15 protein-coding genes are annotated in these 18232 nt (G+C 73.0%); 7 read left to right on the top strand and 8 right to left on the bottom strand.

What is annotated here, in order from left to right:
• Positions 1-126: 126 nt before the first annotated feature.
• Entirely contained in the window at positions 127-942 is an 816-nt protein-coding gene (locus WME89_RS08505; RefSeq protein WP_438008722.1) for a hypothetical protein, read from the bottom strand.
• Positions 943-1138: 196 nt separating this feature from the next.
• Between WME89_RS08505 and WME89_RS08500 the strand changes: the two genes are divergently transcribed.
• Positions 1139-2368, top strand: coding sequence for a DUF3829 domain-containing protein (locus WME89_RS08500; RefSeq protein ID WP_438008721.1), 1230 nt, complete (start codon positions 1139-1141; stop codon positions 2366-2368).
• A 112-nt stretch (positions 2369-2480) separates the two neighbouring features.
• Here the strand turns inward: WME89_RS08500 and WME89_RS08495 are convergent, their stop codons facing one another.
• On the bottom strand, positions 2481-4163 hold the full coding sequence (locus WME89_RS08495) for a glycogen synthase (RefSeq protein ID WP_438011913.1): 1683 nt from the start codon (positions 4161-4163) through the stop codon (positions 2481-2483).
• Between the two features lie 26 nt (positions 4164-4189).
• Positions 4190-5116: a shikimate kinase gene (locus WME89_RS08490; protein WP_438008720.1), complete on the bottom strand. Its 927-nt coding sequence runs from the start codon at positions 5114-5116 to the stop codon at positions 4190-4192.
• Positions 5117-5206: 90 nt separating this feature from the next.
• On the opposite strand from WME89_RS08490, the gene boxC reads away from it, so the two are divergent.
• A complete protein-coding gene (gene boxC, locus WME89_RS08485) occupies positions 5207-6940 on the top strand; it encodes a 2,3-epoxybenzoyl-CoA dihydrolase (RefSeq protein ID WP_438008719.1) in 1734 nt (577 codons plus the stop codon).
• A complete protein-coding gene (boxB, locus tag WME89_RS08480) occupies positions 6937-8376 on the top strand; it encodes a benzoyl-CoA 2,3-epoxidase subunit BoxB (RefSeq protein ID WP_438008718.1) in 1440 nt (479 codons plus the stop codon). Before boxC ends, boxB begins: the two co-directional genes overlap by 4 nt.
• On the opposite strand, the gene WME89_RS08475 is transcribed toward boxB, so the two are convergent.
• The gene (locus WME89_RS08475) at positions 8373-8822 is read right to left on the bottom strand and encodes a hypothetical protein (RefSeq protein WP_438008717.1); all 450 of its coding nucleotides are present in this window, start codon (positions 8820-8822) and stop codon (positions 8373-8375) included. The two genes, boxB and WME89_RS08475, sit on opposite strands and share 4 nt — an antisense overlap.
• 81 nt (positions 8823-8903) lie before the next feature.
• On the opposite strand from WME89_RS08475, the gene WME89_RS08470 reads away from it, so the two are divergent.
• Both WME89_RS08470 and WME89_RS08465 read left to right on the top strand, forming a co-directional pair.
• Positions 8904-9980 carry an AAA family ATPase gene (locus WME89_RS08470; RefSeq protein WP_438008716.1) on the top strand — a complete coding sequence of 359 codons (1077 nt, stop codon included), beginning with the start codon at positions 8904-8906 and terminating at the stop codon, positions 9978-9980.
• Positions 9980-10612, top strand: coding sequence for a hypothetical protein (locus tag WME89_RS08465; protein WP_438011912.1), 633 nt, complete (start codon positions 9980-9982; stop codon positions 10610-10612). The genes WME89_RS08470 and WME89_RS08465 overlap by 1 nt, the downstream gene beginning before the upstream one ends.
• Before the next feature lie 21 nt (positions 10613-10633).
• Here the strand turns inward: WME89_RS08465 and WME89_RS08460 are convergent, their stop codons facing one another.
• Together WME89_RS08460 and WME89_RS08455 are read right to left on the bottom strand one after the other, a co-directional pair.
• Positions 10634-13258 (bottom strand): HEAT repeat domain-containing protein, encoded by a 2625-nt coding sequence (locus tag WME89_RS08460; RefSeq protein ID WP_438008715.1) that lies wholly within the window; start codon positions 13256-13258, stop codon positions 10634-10636.
• Between the two features lie 156 nt (positions 13259-13414).
• Entirely contained in the window at positions 13415-14500 is a 1086-nt protein-coding gene (locus WME89_RS08455; protein ID WP_438008714.1) for a hypothetical protein, read from the bottom strand.
• 304 nt (positions 14501-14804) lie between these two features.
• Between WME89_RS08455 and WME89_RS08450 the strand changes: the two genes are divergently transcribed.
• Both WME89_RS08450 and WME89_RS08445 read left to right on the top strand, forming a co-directional pair.
• The gene (locus tag WME89_RS08450) at positions 14805-15719 is read left to right on the top strand and encodes a hypothetical protein (protein WP_438008713.1); all 915 of its coding nucleotides are present in this window, start codon (positions 14805-14807) and stop codon (positions 15717-15719) included.
• 198 nt (positions 15720-15917) lie between these two features.
• Positions 15918-16817 carry a hypothetical protein gene (locus tag WME89_RS08445; RefSeq protein ID WP_438008712.1) on the top strand — a complete coding sequence of 300 codons (900 nt, stop codon included), beginning with the start codon at positions 15918-15920 and terminating at the stop codon, positions 16815-16817.
• Between the two features lie 89 nt (positions 16818-16906).
• Here WME89_RS08445 and purS read toward each other — a convergent pair whose 3' ends face one another.
• Together purS and WME89_RS08435 are read right to left on the bottom strand one after the other, a co-directional pair.
• A complete protein-coding gene (gene purS / locus WME89_RS08440) occupies positions 16907-17155 on the bottom strand; it encodes a phosphoribosylformylglycinamidine synthase subunit PurS (protein ID WP_436625784.1) in 249 nt (82 codons plus the stop codon).
• 62 nt (positions 17156-17217) lie between these two features.
• Positions 17218-18180 (bottom strand): phosphoribosylaminoimidazolesuccinocarboxamide synthase, encoded by a 963-nt coding sequence (locus tag WME89_RS08435; RefSeq protein ID WP_438008711.1) that lies wholly within the window; start codon positions 18178-18180, stop codon positions 17218-17220.
• Positions 18181-18232 lie beyond the last annotated feature (52 nt).

Below are 18232 nucleotides of genomic sequence, written 5' to 3'. Positions count from 1 at the left end.
TTGCACCTTGAGAAGAGGATCGCGCAGCTCGGCAGAACGCGCAATCTTTCTCGCTGGCGACCAGGGCGGTCGCCCTCGTGGGCAGGGCTTGCCCGCGCCGTTTCGACTGCCGCGGGTGATTCCGTCCTACGCGGCGGGCGTGCTGGCGATCACAGGCGGCAGGGGCGCGGGCGGGCGCACCCAGCGCTGCTCCAGCCACTCCAGCGAGACCGCCGCGCTCCGCAGCGCCGCGTCGACGGCGCGCGCGGCCGCATCGGGCGCGGTCGAGGACCCGAGCGCGCGTGTCGACAGGAGCCAGTTCGACAGCTCGTAGTGGTGCAGGAGCGGCGCGAAGCGGTGCGCGTCGAAGCCAGCGAGGATCTCGGCCGCGCGGCTCATGCGATCGCAGGGCAGGAGCGCCGTGGTCACGTCGAAGAGCAGGGCGCGGAGGTCCTCGAAGGCGCGCTCCGGGTCCGCGGACACGCCCTCCAGGAGCGCCTCGAAGCCGGCGTCGGAGAGCCCGGCCGCCTCGGCCGCCTCGGCCATCGCGGGCACCTGCGTGGCCAGGAAGTCGGCGTTCGGGGCGTGCCCGAGGAGGCGACCCACGAGGTACATATCGAAGGCGCTCGCGATCGCCTCGGCGAGCAGGAGCCCCTCCGCGCTGGGCGGAGCGCCGCCGCCCGCGGCGGTGAGGGCGCGGTGGGCGAGGTGGTGCCAGGCGACGTGCGCGACGACGTCCGCGGCGAGGTGATCGCTGGCGATCAGGTCGCCTTGCTCGCTCTGGCTCCAGAATGTCAGGTTCAAGAAGACCACGCGATCCCAGCTCGCCTCGACCTCGGGCACGCGGAAGCGGTACCCGTCGCGCCGGAGCACCTGCTTGAGATCGTCGTAAAGTCCGACGTGCCGGAAAGAGCGCTCGTCGTCGATGGTCAGCTCGTCCAGGGTCAGGCTTCTCAGCTTCACGCCGCGGACCTTAGACCCTGATCGTTTCATCAGCCACAGCGGATCCTGGAAGAACCCGGCGGCCTCGCGGGTTTGGGGGCTGGAGCCGGGCTCTTCCCGACCAGGGACGCAAGTTCCCGCCAATGGCCGGTGTTGCAAGCGCCGCCGGCTTAGGCATGATGCGCCCGTTCCTGCGCCAGCCGAGGAGGCACACCGAATGATTTCCGTCAGGTCTCTCTGTTCCATCGCGCTCGTGCTCGTCGCCAGCGGTGCCGCCGGCTGCAAGGAGGACCCGCCTCCTCCGCAGCCGGAGCCGGCCAGCTCCGCGGCGGCGAACAAGGGCAAGGCGAGCCTGCGGACGCCCGTGTCGCCGATCGCGAAGGTCGATCCGCAGTCGATGAAGGAGTACCGCGTCGACGCCTGCTACTTCGGGACGCTCTCGCTGAAACAGGCCCGCGACGCGTACCTCGCGAGCCTCGGCAAGGACGAGCCCAGCGAGAAGAAGGTCCCGAGCTTCGGCACCGAGGATCAGAGCAAGCCCGGGGACGCCGGCAAGGCCGTGCTCCCCGCGAAGCCGCCCACCCCCACCACGCCCGCGGCGCCGAAGACGACCGCCACGCCGCCCGCGGCGACGGCGGCGCCGCCGGGCGGCAGCGCCAAGGCCGGGCCCGCCAAGCCCGACGAGCGCCGGCCGATCAACATCGGCGCGCGCGCGCCGTACGAGCGCAACGCGCGCGCCTGCACCGTCGCCCTCAGCCTCAAGGATCCGGCCATGCCGGACGTGGACGCCGCGCTCTCCGAGTACGCGCCGTTCGCGACCGAGCTCGCGAAGAACATCGCCGCGGCGTCCAACTACTACCAGCGCGAGGAGTACAAGAAGGACAGCTTCGCCAAGGGCAAGGAGCTCCACACGAAGCTCCTCGCCGACTTCGAGAAGCTCGACGCGCACTCCGACAAGCTCGGCCTCGCGGTGTCCGCGTGGCACGCGTCACACCTGCCCGACCTCGCGAAGGCGGACGAGGGCCAGAAGGCGGCGCTCACGGCCCTCGAGGACGCGCGCACGCTCATGCTGACCCTCGCGAGCAAGAACCTCGACCCCGCGGCGGCGAGGACCCAGCTCCAGAAGCTGGAGACGTCCGCGGCGGCGCTCAAGGCCCACGGCACGACCAACCAGACCGACCCGTGGTCCAAGATCATGGCGCCCGCGCTCGACAACTTCATCCGCGATGTGAAGGCGGCGGAACCCAAGCTGACGGACAAGGGGATCAGCTCCCCCGCCCTGTACCTGCCGGTGGTCACGAGCTTCGTTTCGCTGATCGAGGGGAAGCACCGGGCGCTCTCCCGCTCGCTCACGGCGAAGGGCCAGCCGGGCACGCGCGAGGCCGCCGGGAACGCGCAGCCGGCCGCTCCGGCTGCCCCGGCCGCGCCCGAGCCGCAGAAGGAGTAGGTCGGCAGGAGCAGCGACGCGCCCCGGGCGGCGCTCCCCGGAAGGGGGGCGCGCCCGCGCGCGCGGATCGCGCCGCGTCCCCCCGCGGCGGGCGATCAGCGCGTGAGCGCGATCAGATCTGGCGTCCGGTCCGGCGGGAGATGGCGAGGCGGTAGAGCGCCTCGTACTGCCGCGCCTGGTGCGACCAGCCGAAGTTCTTCTTCATCGCGCGCAGCTGCATCGTCCGGAAGTAGGCCGGGTCGGCGCGGTAGAGGTGCACCGCCCAGGCGACGGTGTTCCCGAGCGCCATGGACGACATCTCCTCGAACTTGAAGCCGGTGACGTTGTTCTCGACGGTGTCGTCGAGGCCGCCGACGGCGCGCACGACCGGCAGCGTCCCGTACCGCTGGCTGTAGAGCTGGTTCAGCCCGCAGGGCTCGTAGCGCGACGGCATCAGGAAGAGGTCCGCGCCGGCCTCGATGCGGTGCGCGAGCCCCTCGTTCATGCCGACGTAGACGCGGAAGCGGTCGCTCGATCCGGAGATCCGCGAGAACAGGTCCTCGGCCCAGCGCTCGCCGGAGCCGAGGATCACGAACTGGACGTCGAGCGAGAGGATGTGGTCGAGCGCGCCCGCGAGGATGTCGATCCCCTTCTGGGTCGCCAGGCGGCTGATCAGCCCGAGGAGCGGGACGTCGGGGCGCTCCTCGAGGCCCATCTCGCGCTGGAGCGCCGCCTTGCAGAGCCGCTTGCCGCTCAGGTCCTCGGCGGAGTACGTCGCGGCGATGTGGGGATCGGTCGCGGGGTTCCAGATGGCGTCGTCGATGCCGTTGAGGATCCCGACCACGTCGCTGCCGCGATCCCGGAGCACGCCGTCGAGCCCCTCTCCCCCTTCCCACGTCTGGATCTCCTGCGCGTACCTGGGCGAGACCGTCGAGACGATCGTGGCGTTGTAGATGCCGGCCTTGAGCAGGTTGATGCTGTCGTACGCCTCCAGGCAGAACCTGTGGAACTGGTCCCAGCCGAGCCCCGTCGTGGGGAGCTGGGACTTGTTGAACCAGCCCTGGTAGCCGAGGTTGTGGATCGTCAGCACGGTCGCGGCGCGCGCGAGCGGCGACCGGTGCTCGAGGACGTTGATGTAGAGCGGCACGAGGGCCGACTGCCAGTCGTGGACGTGGACGATGTCCGGCCAGAAGCCGAGCGCGTGGCAGAGCTGAAGCGCGCCGCGCGACAGGAGGGCGTAGCGGGTGAGGTTGTCGCCGAACTCGCCGTGCGCGTCGCCGTAGATGCCGTCGCGGTCGTAGAGCACGTCGTGCTCGATCATGTACACGCGGGGCGCGGGCGCGCCGGGGGTCCCCGGATCGAGGCGCGTCTCCCAGATGCCGGTCCACGCCTCGCCACCGCCGATCGGCACGCCGAGCGCGTCCGGCAGCCGGTGCGGCATGAAGCGCTCGGCCGGGGGCGCGCCGTCGCCGCCCTGCGCCGCGACGAGGGAGGGCGCGGCGTCCGGCGCGGCGACGTGCGTCGGCGCGGCATGGGCCAGCGCGGCGTCGGCCGCGGCGAGGGCCGGCGCGCCGGCAGCGGCCGCGACGACGGCCGGCGCGGAGACGGGCCCGCTGCCCTCGAGCTGCTGCTCGGCGGCCGCGATCTGGCGGGCGAGGTAGCGCTTGGCGACCCGGTAGGCCGGCATCACGACGCGCACGTCGTGGCCGGCTTCGGCCAGCGCGAGCGGCAGCGCGCCGGCGACGTCGGCGAGGCCGCCCGTCTTGCTGAAGGGGACGCATTCGGACACCACGAAGAGAATTTTCAGGCGCGGCATGGACATGGGAGGGGGCGCGCCCCTGATCAAGGCGAGCGCGTCGCGTCCCTTCTACCAGCTTCACGGGCGATCTTGACCACGCGATCGACAGACCGGGCGAGACCGAGCGCCGACGTGTCCACCACGAAGTCGGCCTGCTCATAGAGGGCGCGCCGCGCCTGGAAGAGCGCCCTGAGCTCCTTCATGGCGTCGGCCCGGTTGGCCATGGGGCGCGCGTCCCCCTGCTCGACCACGCGCCGCCAGTGGTCCTCGGGCTTCGCCCGCAGCCAGACCGTCACGGCGCAGCGCCTCAGCCGCTCGAAGGTCGCCGGATCGGTCACCAGGCCGCCGCCCGTCGCGACGATCCCGTGGGCGCGCGCGTCGGCGAGCCGCGCCAGCTCCTCGCGCTCCAGCCGCCTGTAATAGGCGTTTCCGTGGATCTCGAACAGCGCCGCGAGGCTCATCCCCGCGCGCGTGGCGACGAGGGCGTCGAGCTCGAGGAAGGGCACCCCGAGCCGCGCCGCAGCGCGGCCGCCGATCGTCGTCTTGCCGGCCCCGCGCAGGCCGAGCAGCGCGACGAGGGCCCCGCCTGACCCGCCCTCCGCCTCGGAAGACGTGCCGCGCGTCCCCTCGCCATCGACGAGCTCGCCCGCTCCGAGCAGCGCCGCGGCCGAGGTGCCCAGCGCGCGGCCGATGTCCTCCAGCCGCACCACGGACACGTTCGCTCGGCCGCTCTCGACCAGCACCAGGAAGCGCTCGCTCACGCCGGCGAGCTCGGCGAGCTCGCGCAAGGTCAGCGCGAGCTCCTGCCGCCGCTGCCGGAGCCGCCCGGCGAGGTGCGCGAGGATCGGCGGCGCGCCGTCCGCGGCGCTGGCCCCGCCCGCTGCCCCGGCCTCCGGGGACCCCGGACCTTGCCCGGCGCGCGGCGCACGCGCTCCACGTGGCGTTCGGCGCGGGTCCTGTCGGGACGGCATGTCTACAACGCACTATATTTCATGAATCCAGGATCATCAAGCACTATACTGCTTGACGAGAGGGCGCCGGGGTGGTGGGCTCAACGGCGTATGGAAGCGACCACCTCTCCTCCTTCCGCGGCCGCAGCGCCGCAGACCAGGGCCCGGGAAGAGGGCTCATCCGGCGAGGGCGCGCCCCTCCGCTTCGAGACGGAGCCGGGCCGTTACCGGCACTGGAAGCTCTCGTTCGACGGGGCGATCGCGCGCGTGGCGATGGACGTCGACGAGGAGGCGCCGACGCGGCCCGGCTACCAGCTGAAGCTGAACAGCTACGACCTCGCGGTCGACATCGAGCTCGCGGACATCGTGCAGCGGCTGCGCTTCGAGCACCCCGAGGTGAAGGCGGTGGTCGTGACCAGCGCGCAGCCGCGGATCTTCTGCGCGGGCGCGAACATCTACATGCTCGGGTCGTCGACGCACGCGTTCAAGGTCAACTTCTGCAAGTTCACGAACGAGACGCGGCTCGCGCTCGAGGAGGCCTGCGCCGAGAGCGGACAGCGCTACCTCGCGGCGCTGAACGGCGTCGCGTCGGGCGGCGGCTACGAGCTCGCCCTCGCGTGCGAGGAGATCTTCCTCTGCGACGACGGGAGCAGCGCCGTCTCGTTCCCGGAGACGCCGCTGCTCGCCGTGCTCCCGGGCACGGGGGGGCTCACGCGGCTCGTGGACAAGCGCAAGGTGCGGCGCGACCTCGCGGACGTCTTCTCGACCCTGGCCGAGGGGGTGCGCGGCAAGCGCGCGCAGGACTGGGGCCTCGTCGATCGCTCGATCCCGAAGAGCCGGTTCGATCAGGCGGTGGCCCAGCGCGCCGCCGAGCTCGCGGCGGCGACGCCGGACAGGGAGGGGCCCGGGGTGAAGCTCGCGCCGCTCGAGGCGCAGCGCGCGGAGAAGGGCGACGTCTCCACGTGCGAGTACCGCCACGTGTCGCTGAAGGTCGACCGCGCCGCGCGGACGGCGGAGATCCGCGTGCGGGCGCCGGAGGGCGAGGGGCCGTCGGACGCCGGCGGGATGCGCCGGGCAGGCGCGGATCTCTGGGCGCTGCGGGCGTTCCGCGAGCTCGACGACGCGCTGCTCGATCTCCGCTTCAACCACCCCACGGTGGGCCTCGTCCTGCTGAAGACGAGCGGCTCCCCCGCGGCGGTGCGGGCCGCGGACGAGGCGCTGTGGGCGAGCCGGGACGACTGGTTCGTGAGGGAGGTCTTGCTCCACATGCGGCGCGTGCTCAAGCGGCTCGACCTCACGGCGCGCAGCGTGTTCGCGCTGATCGAGCCGGGCTCGTGCTTCGCGGGGAGCCTGTTCGAGCTCGCCCTCGCGGCGGACCGGTCCTACATGCTGGACGGCGGAGGGGACGGCGAGGAGGCAGCGTTCATCGGGCTCAGCTCGCTGAGCTTCGGCCCGCTCGCGATGTCGAACGGCCTGACGCGGCTCGCGTCGCGCTTCCTGGGCGCGCCGGAGCGCGTCGACGCCCTGAAGGAGAGGAAGGAGCTCCTGTCCGCCGAGGAGGCGCTCGAGGAGGGGCTCTGCACCTTCACGCCCGACGCGATGGACTGGGACGACGAGGTGCGGCTCGCGATCGAGGAGCGGGTGAGCCTGTCGCCCGACGCGCTCACCGGGATGGAGGCGAGCCTGCGCTTCTGCGGGCCCGAGACGATGGAGACGAAGATCTTCTCCCGGCTGTCGGCCTGGCAGAACTGGATCTTCCAGCGCCCCAACGCGGTGGGCCAGCGGGGCGCGCTGACCATGTACGGGCGCCCGGAGCGCCCTGAATTCGACTGGAGGCGGACGTGAGCGCAGTCATCAACTCGGAGAGGATCCCGAACAACGTCGACCTCGCGTCGGACAGGAAGCTCCAGCGCGCGCTCGAGGCGTGGCAGCCGAAGTTCATCGACTGGTGGCGGGAGACGGGGCCCGCGGGCTTCCAGGCGGACGACATCTACCTTCGTACGGCGATCAGCGTCGATCACGAGGGGTGGGCGCACTTCGACTACGTGAAGATGCCGGAGTACCGCTGGGGCATCTTCCTCGCGGATCCGGTGCCCGATCGGAAGATCGGCTTCGGCGATCACCTCGGCGAGCCGGTGTGGCACGAGGTGCCAGGGGAGCTCCGCAACATGCTGCGCCGGCTGGTGGTGACGCAGGGAGACACGGAGCCGGCGAGCGTCGAGCAGCAGCGGCTGCTCGGCCAGAGCTGCCCGAGCGTCTACGACCTGCGGAACCTGTTCCAGGTGAACGTCGAGGAGGGGCGGCACCTCTGGGCGATGGTGTACCTCCTGCAAAGCCACTTCGGGCGCGACGGCCGGGAGGAGGCCGAGGCGCTCCTCGAGCGGCGGAGCGGCGACCCGGACAAGCCACGGATCCTGGGCGCCTTCAACGAGCCGTGCACGAACTGGCTCTCGTTCTTCATGTTCACCTACTTCACGGACCGCGACGGCAAGTACCAGCTGCTCGCGCTCGCGGAGAGCGGCTTCGATCCGCTGTCGCGCACGACGCGCTTCATGCTGACCGAGGAGGCGCACCACATGTTCGTCGGCGAGACTGGCCTGCTCCGCATCTGCCAGCGGACCTGCGAGCTGATGAAGCGCAACAAGAACGAGGACGCGCGCGCCGAGGGCGGCATCGATCTGCCGACGATGCAGAGGTACCTGAACCTCTGGTACTCGCTGTCGCTGGACCTCTTCGGCGGCGAGATCTCCTCGAACGCCGCGTCGTTCTTCGCGTCGAGCGTGAAGGGGCGCGCGAAGGAGGAGTCGTACGCGGATCACCGGGCGGTCGAGGGCGTGTACGCGCTCGACGTGCCGGTCGCGGCGGGCGGCGGCGCGGTGTCGGGGTGGCGGCGCGAGGAGGTGCCGCTCCGCAACGCGATGAACGAGGTGCTGCGCGACGAGTACGTGAGCGACTCGCAGCGCGGGATCGACAAGATGAACCGGGTGCTCGAGGAGGGCGGCGTCTCGTTCAGGCTGAGGCTGCCGAGCCGGCGCTTCCACCGGAGCTCGGGGATCTACGCGGGGCTCCACTTCGACGTCGACGGCAACCCGCTCTCGAAGGAGGAGTGGGAGCGCCAGCGTGACGAGTGGCTGCCGACCGCGAGCGACGAGGCCTACGTGCAAAGCCTCATGGAGAAGCCGGTGTTCGATCCGAAGCAGATGGCGAACTGGATCGCCGCGCCGGCCAAGGGGCTCAAGGGCAAGCCGGTCGACTTCGAGTACGTGCGGCGCAGCGGCTAGGGGGCGCCCGCGTCGGGGGGAGGCGCGCCCGCATCGGCGGGCGGCGGCGGTGGCGCCTTCTTCGGCGGGTCGCCGTGCTCGGCGGCGAGCTTCTTCATGAGGCCGTCGAGGAGCACCTGCTCGTGGTACTGCGGCATCGCGGGGAGCTGCACGGCGACGTGCACGCCGGCGTTGCCGTTCACGACCTCGATCGAGCCCTGCGTCACCCGGCTGCCGCTCTCCGGGCTCCGGTACTCGAAGAGCAGGTAGCCGTTCGAGACGTCCTTCTCCACGAGCTTGAAGCCGAGATCGACGCGCACGAGGCGCAGCGCCGTGCCGAAGGTCTGCTCGAAGGTGTAAGGCGACTCATAAGCGACGCTGGCGCTGGCGTCCCGAGCGCCGAGGCCGATGGCCACGGGGGCGGCCAGCGCGACGAGGAGAAGCGCGATCGGCGGAAGGCGGCGCATGGCACAGCGGCGTAGAGGGACGGCCGGGGATGGGCCAAGTTTGTTGCCGGCGCGCGCGCGGGTATGCTGGCGTCGATCGCGATGGACCGACCCTACGTCGAGCAGCTCCGCATCCAGGGCTACGGCTGCGTCCAGGACGCGACGCTGGAGCTCACGCCGCTGCACGCGCTGATCGGACCCAACGACGGCGGCAAGAGCACCGTGCTGCGAGCGCTCCGGACGCTTTCCTCCGTCCTGGAGCGGGCGCTCGGGGCGCCGGCCCCCGACACGCTCGGGCGCGCCGGTCCGGCGAGCAAGGCGCCGGGCGGGTCCGTGTTCGAGGTGTCGGCGGCGACCACGACGTGGCGCGTGGAGCTCGACGCCGCGGGGCGGGTGCGCGCCACGTCGTTCCCGAGGGACCTGGAGCCCCCTTCGTTGCTCGACGACGCGGACGATGACGACGTCGCGAACGGCGCGCCGAGCCCCGAGCGCCCCGCGGCGGACATCGTCCAGGCCCTGCGCGGCACGCAGATGCTCCGGCTCGACCCCGACGCGCTCAGGTCGCCGCACCCGCTGATCCCCGACGGGCAGCCGCTCTGCTTCGCCGACGAGCGCGGCACCGGCCTGCCGGCCGTCTACGACGCTGTCATCAGTCGCGACCTGTCGGCCTACATCGACCTGAACGAGGAGCTCACCCGCCTCTTCCCCAGCGTGAAGAGCATCCACCTCGGCAACCCGAGCCCGACAACCAAGGCCATCGGGGTGAAGCTCGAGGGCGGCGGGGTCGTCCCGGCGGCGCTCATGAGCGAGGGGATGCTCTACTACCTCGCCTTCGCCGCGCTGCCGCACCTCGATCCGATGCCGCTGCTCCTGGTCGAGGAGCCCGAGCACGGGCTCCACCCCGCGCGCATCGCCGACGTGATGCGCGCGCTGCGCATCGTCTCCGAGAAGACCCAGGTCCTCCTCGCGACGCACAGCCCGCTCGTCGTGAACGAGCTCCAGCCCGAGGAGGTCACGGTCGTCACCCGCTCGGGCGAGCAGGGCATGAAGGCCACGCGCATCCTGGACACGCCCGGCTTCGAGGACCGCGCGCGGGTGTATGCGCTGGGCGAGCTCTGGCTCAGCTACGCCAACGGCGCGGACGAGGCGGCGCTCCTCGGAGGAGGCCCGCGGCCGTGATGAAGCCGCCCGAGAAGACCAGGGTCTTCCTGGTCGGCGAAGGCGAGAACGAGCTCGGCAGCCGCGCCGGCGCTCCCGCCTTCCAGTCGGACAAGCGCCCCGGCGTGCTCTTCACCCTGCTCACCCGCGTCCAGCCGAGCGGGTGGGTCGTCGGCGGCGCCCGCGAGTGGAAGAGCATCCGGAAGTACAACGCGCGCGGAGCGACCCACGAGGACACGCGCCACGTGCTCGGCGCGGCCCTCGACGCGAAGGAGGCGGGGTGCGATGTCCTCGCGTTCTCCCGCGACATCGATCGCGATCCGGCGCGCCGCGACGCGGTCGCAGAGGGCATCCGGCGCGTGTCGTCGATCCTGTCCGCGCCGCCCGAGGTGATCGGCGGCGTGGCCGTGCCGGCGCTCGGAGGCTGGATCCTCGCGCTCCTCGGGGAGAAGGCGACCGAGGAGCTCTCGCCCCTCAGGGCGCAGGCGATGCTCGCCGCGAAGGGCATGATGCCGGACGACGGCGCCGCCCTGGTGCGCGTCGCCGAGGACGCGGACCTCGACGCCGTCCCCCAGGACGCCACCTCGCTCACGGAGTGGATCGCGCGCGCGCGCGCCGTGCTGCCGCGGCGGACCGTCCGCGGCGCGCGGTGAGCCGCTCGGCGGCGGCGCGGCTCACCGACGGCACTGCGGCGCCGCGGAGAGCGCAGCCCTCGCCGTCTCGCGCAGGCCGTGCGGCGTGTCCTTGTCGAGGAGCGGCTTGAGGCGCGCGGGCAGGTCCGCCGGGTGCACCGCGCCGAGCGCCGCGAGCGCCGCCGAGCCGAGCCGCTGATCGCGCTCGCCCATGGGCGCCTTCGCCCGCAGCGCGAGGCGCGTCCACAGGTCGACCGAGCTCGCGTCGCACATCGCCCCGAGCGCGAGGATCGCCCGCGCGCGCACCTCGACGTCCTCCTCCTTGTCCTCCGCGCGATCGCGCACGGCCTCGATGTGGGCGACCGCGCGGTGCGCGCCGAGCCCGTCGAGCGCGCTCCGGCGCACCTCGGGCGCGCGGTCGGCGAGCGCCCCGACGAGCGCCCGATCGCCCGCGGGCGCCGCCGGCATCGCGCCGATCGCGAGCGCGGCGCTGCCGCGGATGAACGTCCACGGGTCCGAGGCGAGCCGCGCCGCGAGCGCCGCGGGCGCGCCGGCGGGCAGCTTCGCCCCGGCGGAGGCCGCGCGCGAGAGCGCCACGATCGCCGCCTCGCGCACGCGCACCTCCGGATCGGAGGCCGCCGCGAGCAGGTCCGGCGCGAGGGCCGGGACGTCCGCCGCCACCTCGGCGGCGCGGAGGCGCACGTGCGCGTCCGCGTCCTTCCGGAGCGACGCGCGCAGGTACGCCTCGGCCGGAGCCTCGCCCGCGCGGGCGAGCGCCGCCGCCGGCGCCTGGAGGAGGTAACGCCGCTCGAAGGGGGCGCTCGCCGCAGAGGCGAGCGCCTGGAACGCGGCGCCGCCACCCTTCACGCGCCCGAGCGACGGCCCGAGGGCGCGGAGCAGATCGAGCTGCGCCTCCTCGGGGCGGGCCCGCAGCCGGTCGAGCTGCACCTCCTCCTCGACGACGTCGGCGGCGCGCTCGCTCCGCGCCGCCAGCGCGAGCGCGGCCCGGAGCTCGCGCCGCGTCGCGCCGCGCGCCCCGGCGAGGGCGTCGAGCAGCGCCGGAATCGCCTCGGCGGGCGCCACGAGCGCGATCTCGCGGGCCGCCGCCACCCTGGCCGCGGCCGCGCCCCCCTTCACGATCTCGGCGAGCGCCGGCGCGGCCGCGCGCCCGCAGCGGCGGATGCGATCGCGCGCGTGATGGAGCTCGGGATCCGGCTCGGGCGGCGCGGCGCGCGAGGCGCGGCGCGGCGGGGCCGCGGCCGCGCCGGACGCGAGCCGCGCGGTGAAGAACGGGATCTGCACCGCGCATGGCGCCGTGTCGATCACGCCCGCCGCGAGCTGCCTGCCCGCCGGATCGAGCTTGTCGTAGCCGGCGATCGCCGCCTCGACGGCCTCCGGCCCGCTGCGCGCGAGCAGCGCCGCCGCCGCCCTGGCGCGCTCGCCGCCGCCCGCGAGCGCGCCGACGAGCGCCGCCGGGCCCTGCCCGTCGAACGCCGTGCGCGCCGTGATCTCGGCGATCGTGACGCGCACCTCCGGCCCGGACGGGGCGCCGCGGTCCCCTGCCGCCGCCGGCGCGCCGCGCGGCGCGTACGCGTCGTCGAGGACGACCGCGATGCACGAGGCCCTGATCTCCTCGGGCAGCTTCACCTCGTAGCCGGCGGTCTCCTTGAGCCACGCGTCCTCGGGCAGGCTCACCTGGAAGAGCCGATCGGGCGTCGCCACGAAGAGCGTGCGCGGCGCGGCGCCGCCCTCCACGACCTCGGTCGGCTTGATGCGCAGGCCGAGGCCCGTGATCCCGACCTCGTCCGCCGACGAGAGCGACACGAACTCGCCCCGGCCGGCGCCCACCTTGCCCTCGGACCACGCTGTCTTCGGGTCGCCGTCGGCGATCTCCGCGAAGCGCTTGCCGACGGCGCTCGACGCCGCGGTCGGGCGCAGCAGCCTGAAGGCGGGCGCGGCCGCGTCGGCCTCGCGGCGCTCGGCGGCCACCTTGCTCGCCGCGCGCCGCTCCTCGAGCGGGAGGTTCTGGAAGCTCGCCCCCTTCAGGAGCGTCATCGTCCGCGGATCGACCTCGCTCGCCCCGACGAGCGCCGGGCGCCCGCAGATCGTCACGTCATCGCGCAGCTGCCCGACGAGCACGCGGCTGCCGCTGCCGAGCGGCTCCACGACGACGGCGTCGCTCCGCCCCTCGCCGTGCTCCCCGGTGGAGACGCCGGTCCAGCCGCTCCAGAGGACGATCGGCTCCGTCCCCTTCCCCGCGAGCGGCGCGGCGAGCAGCATCACCCAGCTGCCGCCCCCGGCGCCGAGCGCGGTCGCGGCGGCGCCGGCCGGCGTGGCGGCGACCGGCGCCTCGATCTTCGCGAGGCGCTTGCCGTCGGCCAGAGTGACCGGCACGACGCGCGCGCCGCCGAGGAGCGGCGCGACCTCGGGAGCCACGGCGAGGACCTTGCCGCCGTCGGGCGCGCACGCCGCCGCAGCAGGACAGGCGCGGGCGGTGATCCCGCCCGCGTCGATGCGGACGGCGAGCGCTTGCTGGCCCGCCGCGTGAGGGAGCACCACGGGCGCGACCTGCGCGGCGGCGTTGCCGAGGAGAGCCGAGGAGGCTGCGATCCATCCGACGGCGGCGCCGACGCGACGCCACCCGGAACGAAACGGCGATCTGCGCATGCGCGCCATCGTAGTCGCGCTGCGCGGCGGTGCGCTCGGGAGTTGAGCGAGAGTTGAGCCTCGCCGAGCGCGTCGCGCCGCGGGGGCGCGCGGCGTCGCTGCAGCGCGTCGTTCGAGCAGGCCCGCCGCGCGCCGCGGCGGGCCTGGGTGTCTTCGTTACTTCGGCGTCTCGGCGGCGGGGATCCAGAAGCCGCCCTCGTCCGGCGGCGTCATGCCGAGCGCCTTCGGGAGCACGTTCGTCCAGCCCGCCACCGTCTCGAGCAGGTAGATCTCCGCCCCGGCCTCGATCTCGCCGACCGGCTTCTCCTTCTCGTCGCGCCGCGCGCGGACCGGGATGGCCCTCGTCGCCTTCACGATCGGCGGCGCCTTGTCGAGCGCCAGCTGCGCGCCGGCCACCGCGGTCGTCGGCGGGATGTACTGGTCCATCATCTCGCCCTTCTTGAGCGGCTCCAGATCCTTGAGGCGCGCCCAGGCGTCGATCGTGAGGTCGCCCCGCGACATCAGGTGGACGAAGCCGTTCTTGGCCTCGGTGCTCCAGAAGAGCTGGGCCGTCCCCTCGAGCATCTTCAGCGTGAAGATCACGTCGCCGCCCGCGCGATCGAACAGCTCGATCGTCGACGTCTTCATGAGGTAGCCGCGGGCGCTGCCGGGGATCTCCATCCTCACGGGGGCGCCGCGCTGCAGCGCGAAGGCGTCGCACGAGGCCGAGCCCTTCGCCGTCTGCCCCTCGGACCCGGAGATCGAGAGCTCCGCGCGGAGCGAGTCGCCCGTGGCCGCGACGAGCTTCACCTTCTGCGCGCTCGAGATCCAGATGTGCCCGGCGATGACCGGGATGTCGCGCGTCGTGAACACAGCGACGTCCGAGGGCGCGACGTAACCGTCGAGCCGCAGCGCCGGCGAGCCCTCCGACGTGCTCAGCCGCGCCCGGCCCGACGCCGGATCCGCCGGGATCGCGCTCAGCGTCATCGGGACCAGCGCGCCGGTGAAGCTCGCGAGCGTCCGGCCGCCGCTCGGCGCGTCGTAGAGCCGAGCGCCCTTGGGCACCGGCGCGGTGCCCTTCAGCTTGCAGGTCGGCCCGGACACCGCCGCCTGCGCGGCCGCCCCGGTCACCTGCGCGGCCGACACCGCCACCTGCGCGGGCTCAGCGCTGGCCTCGGAGATGGCCGGCACGCCCGGGAGCCCCGCGCCGCAGAGCACCACCCCAAGAGCCAGAAGACCAAGTCCCAGAACGTCGCTTCTCATCCACTTCCTCCGACGTAGGCCGGCGGTCCCGCGCTCGCGGCACTCGCACGCGCGGTCCTCTCTTGTCGAGTCTCCCCTGGAGCCGCCGGCCTCCTGCGCGGCGACAACCTGCAGGACCGCCCGGCGCGCCGAGCCGTCCGTGCCGTTGGTCGGATCATCCTAGCGGAACATTCAGGCTCCGCCCGAGAAAGGTCCTACCCCGCAGCGCTTCAGGCGATTCCGGTGTATTGAGCAGGGCGCCCCGAGGCGGCTCATCCCGGGCAGCCCGGCTGGACGGTACCTGCCTCCCCCGGGAAGCTACGCCATGCACGGATTCGATCTCGCCTTCGCCTCCCCCCGCAAGCTCCCGCGCGCCCGCGACCTGCGCGGCAACGTCGCCGTGCTCGACATCGCCTTCGCCTCGGAGGCGGGAGGGAAGAGCTTCGAGACGGTCACGCTCCCCTTCATCCAGGAGCTCGGGCCGCGGCTCGCCGCCTGGGTCGACCACCACGACAGCGCCCACCACGCGCGCTTCGCGGGCGATCCCCGCTTCGTCCTGTCGACCAAGGCCGAGCACGGCGCCTGCCCCGAGATGGTCACCCCCGGGGTCGTCGCCCGCGCCGGGCGCGTCGATACCCTCGTCTGCCACGTCGACTTCGACGGCCTCGCCAGCGGCGCCAAGTGGATGCGCGGCGGCGTCGAGCCCTACCCCGGCTGCGACGAGGACGCCCGCGCCATCGATACCCGCATCGGCGTGCCGAGCCCGGTCGCCACCCGCATGGACCGCGCCCTCCGCGCCCGCCCCCGCGACCAGGCCCTCTTCGGCCTCATCATCCGGCACCTCGCGTCCGGCCTCGCCGACCCGTCGCTCTGGACCCCCATCGACCAGGCCGGCGCCGAGCTCGCCACCATGGAAGCCGAGACCCGCCGGATCGCGCTCCGCTACGAGCGCGTCGAGCCAGGCCTGGTCCTCGTCGATGCCTCCCAGCGAGGCGGGTCCTACGACAAGACCCTGCTCCTCCTCATTGGCCAGGAGCGCGCCCCCATCTCCGTCGTCGTCGACAACGACAGCATCACCTTCGCCGCCCGCTTCGACAGCGGGGTGAACTTCCTCGAGACGTTCAAGATCTCCGGAGGGATGCCGACCCGCATCTCCCTCCAGCGCGCCAAGCTCAAGGACGCGCTCCTGGCGCTCGGCGTCAAGCCGGCGGACGCGAGCCGGCTCGCCCCTCCCCCCTGAGCCCGCTCCCACGCCGGTCCCCGCGGTCCCCGCGGTCCCCCCCGGATTCCTCCGGTCCGCCGACATCGTTGACGCTGTGGGCCCTGGCTGCTAGGGGGCATTGCAGATCTGCAATTTGCAACTCTGCAATGCTGGCGTGACCCGAGGCATCACGCCTGCGCCGAGAGCACGAGGGGTATGGCGGCGAGAAACCTTTCTTTGACGTCGAGCAGCGGTGTCGACGAGCTCCTGTTCCGGAACGACGCTGTTTCGCTCTGTCTCCTGGTCAACCGGCGGCACCGGACGCTCCGCATCATCGACTTCCGCGCGGGGCCGACCCCGTCCAAGCGGAACTTCGTCCTGTCGGCCGCCAAGCGCGAGGGGGTCGAGAAGATCTTCACCCTCGTCGAGCGCGACGAGGTGCCGACGTGGACGCGCCTCGGGTTCGTCCGGGAGGGGTCGATCCCCGGCTTCTACAAGCGCAGCGACGCGTGGATCCTCGGGGCGGTCGTGGCCGAGATGTCACCTTCGCTGCGCGAGGAGAGCGACGACGAGGGCGCCGAGGGCGACGGCAAGGCGGGGTCGCCGGCGGTGATGCTCGCCGAGCGCACGATCGCCCGCGCGCGGCGGCTGCTCCGGGAGAGCGAGGGGCGGCCGCTGCCCGCGATGAAGATCGCGCCGGCGAGCGGCCAGGAGCTGCGGCGGGCCGTCGCCGCCGCGCAGCGGGAAGGGCGGGCGCTCACGGGCTTCGAGCCATTCGGGCGCGACGCGCTGCGGACGGGCTACGTGCTCTCCGCGCGGGGCGGCTTCAGCCTGCACGCAGCGTGGGAGATGCAGTCGTGCTTCGGCAACTCGTTCCTCGAGATCCTCTCCTCGCCGCGCCATGAGTCGGAGCGGCTCGCCACGACGGCGGCGATCGGCGCCCTCTGCGAGCGCCTCGTCGCGGAGAGGGCCGTCAGCACGTTCACCTTCGCCCCCGCGGACGACCAGGAGCTGTGCGCCGCGCTGCTCGCGAACGGCTTCCGCCGCTCGGCCGTGATGGCGCGACACCTCGTCGTCGGCCGCGCCCGCAAGGACGCCATCCTCTGGTCGAAGAAGCTCGTCGCGCCCGAGGCCTGAAGCCGCATGCGGCACACGGCGCTGCTGCCCGGCACATCGGCGCTGATGCCCGCCGCGCCGTTCGATCGCCGGCCCGCCGCGCGGCGGGGCTACTTCGCGAGCGTGACCTCGTAGTCCTCGATGACCGTGTTCGCCAGCATCTCGTCGGCCATCTTCTTCAGCCGCTCCTCGAGATCGGGCGCGCTGCCGAGCGAGGGGTCGAGCTCTATCTCGATGAGCTTGCCCACGCGCACGCCCTTCACGCCGGGGAACCCGAGCGAGGTGAGGGCGCGCTTCACGGCGTCGCCCTGCGGATCAAGGACTTCCTTCTTCAATCGGACGGTGACGACGGCTTTCACTCGCTTTGCTCCAGGCGCTCTCGGCGCGACGCTAGCACTCGTACGGGCGCGGCCGCGCCCACCTACACTCCCAGGTTGCGCGGGATGCGGACGGCCGGGTCCTCGAGGTCGGGGACGAAGGCCGCGCCGGTGATCCGCTCGAACGCCGCGATGTAGCGGCGGGACGCCTCGATCCGGATCTCGTCCGGGATCGGCGGGATCGGCCCGTCGCCCTGGAAGCCCCGCGCCGCGAGCCAGCGGCGCACGTACTCCTTGTCGAACGACTCCGGGTCCTCGCCGGCCGCGAAGCGATCGGCGTAGGAAGACGCGAACCAGAAGCGGGACGAGTCGGGGGTGTGGATCTCGTCGATGACGACGATGTTCCCGTTCCGGTCCTTGCCGAACTCGTACTTCGTGTCGACGAGGATGAGCCCCTGGCCTTCGCAGTAGCGGGCGCCGTGCTCGAAGAGCGCGAGGGCCATCTCGGCGGCGGCGTCGAAGTCGCGCGGCGCGATCGTCCCGAGGGCGAGGATCTCCTCGCGCGAGGCGGAGAGGTCGTGCCCGCCCTTCGGCGCCTTGGTGCTCGGGGTCAGGATCGCCCGCGGCAGGCGCTCGTTCTTGCGGAGGCCGTCGGGGAGCCGGTGGCCGCAGAAGACGCGCTCGCCGCGCGTGTAGTGCGTCCAGATGCTGGTCGAGGTCACGCCCGTCACGTAGGCGCGCACCACCATCTCGACCGGCAGCGGCGTGCACTCGAGCGCCTCGAGGACGTTCGGGTCGGGCTGGGAGAGCATGTGGTTCGGCGCGACGTCGCGCGTGCGCTCGAACCAGAAGGAAGAGAGCCGGTTCAGCACCTGCCCCTTCAGCGGCAGCGTGCCGAGCACGCGATCGAAGGCGCTGATGCGGTCGGTGACGACGAGCAGGCGCCGGCCGTCCGGCGTCGTGTAGCAGTCCCGGACCTTCCCCTCGTAGCGGGCGAAGGGGCCCGCGAGCGAGGTGCGCTCGAGCACCCTGCCGAGCGCGGTGCGCAGATCGTCCTCGGTGACCATGGGGCGCGGCTTACCCGGCCTCGCGGGCCGAGTCGACAGGTTTCCGAAGCCG

The sequence above is a fragment of the Sorangium sp. So ce321 genome (genome assembly GCF_051530195.1).
Classification (GTDB): Bacteria; Myxococcota_A; Polyangia; order Polyangiales; family Polyangiaceae; genus Sorangium.
The sequence above is the reverse complement of the archived record's forward strand: the minus strand, read 5'-3'. Positions and strand labels throughout refer to the sequence as shown.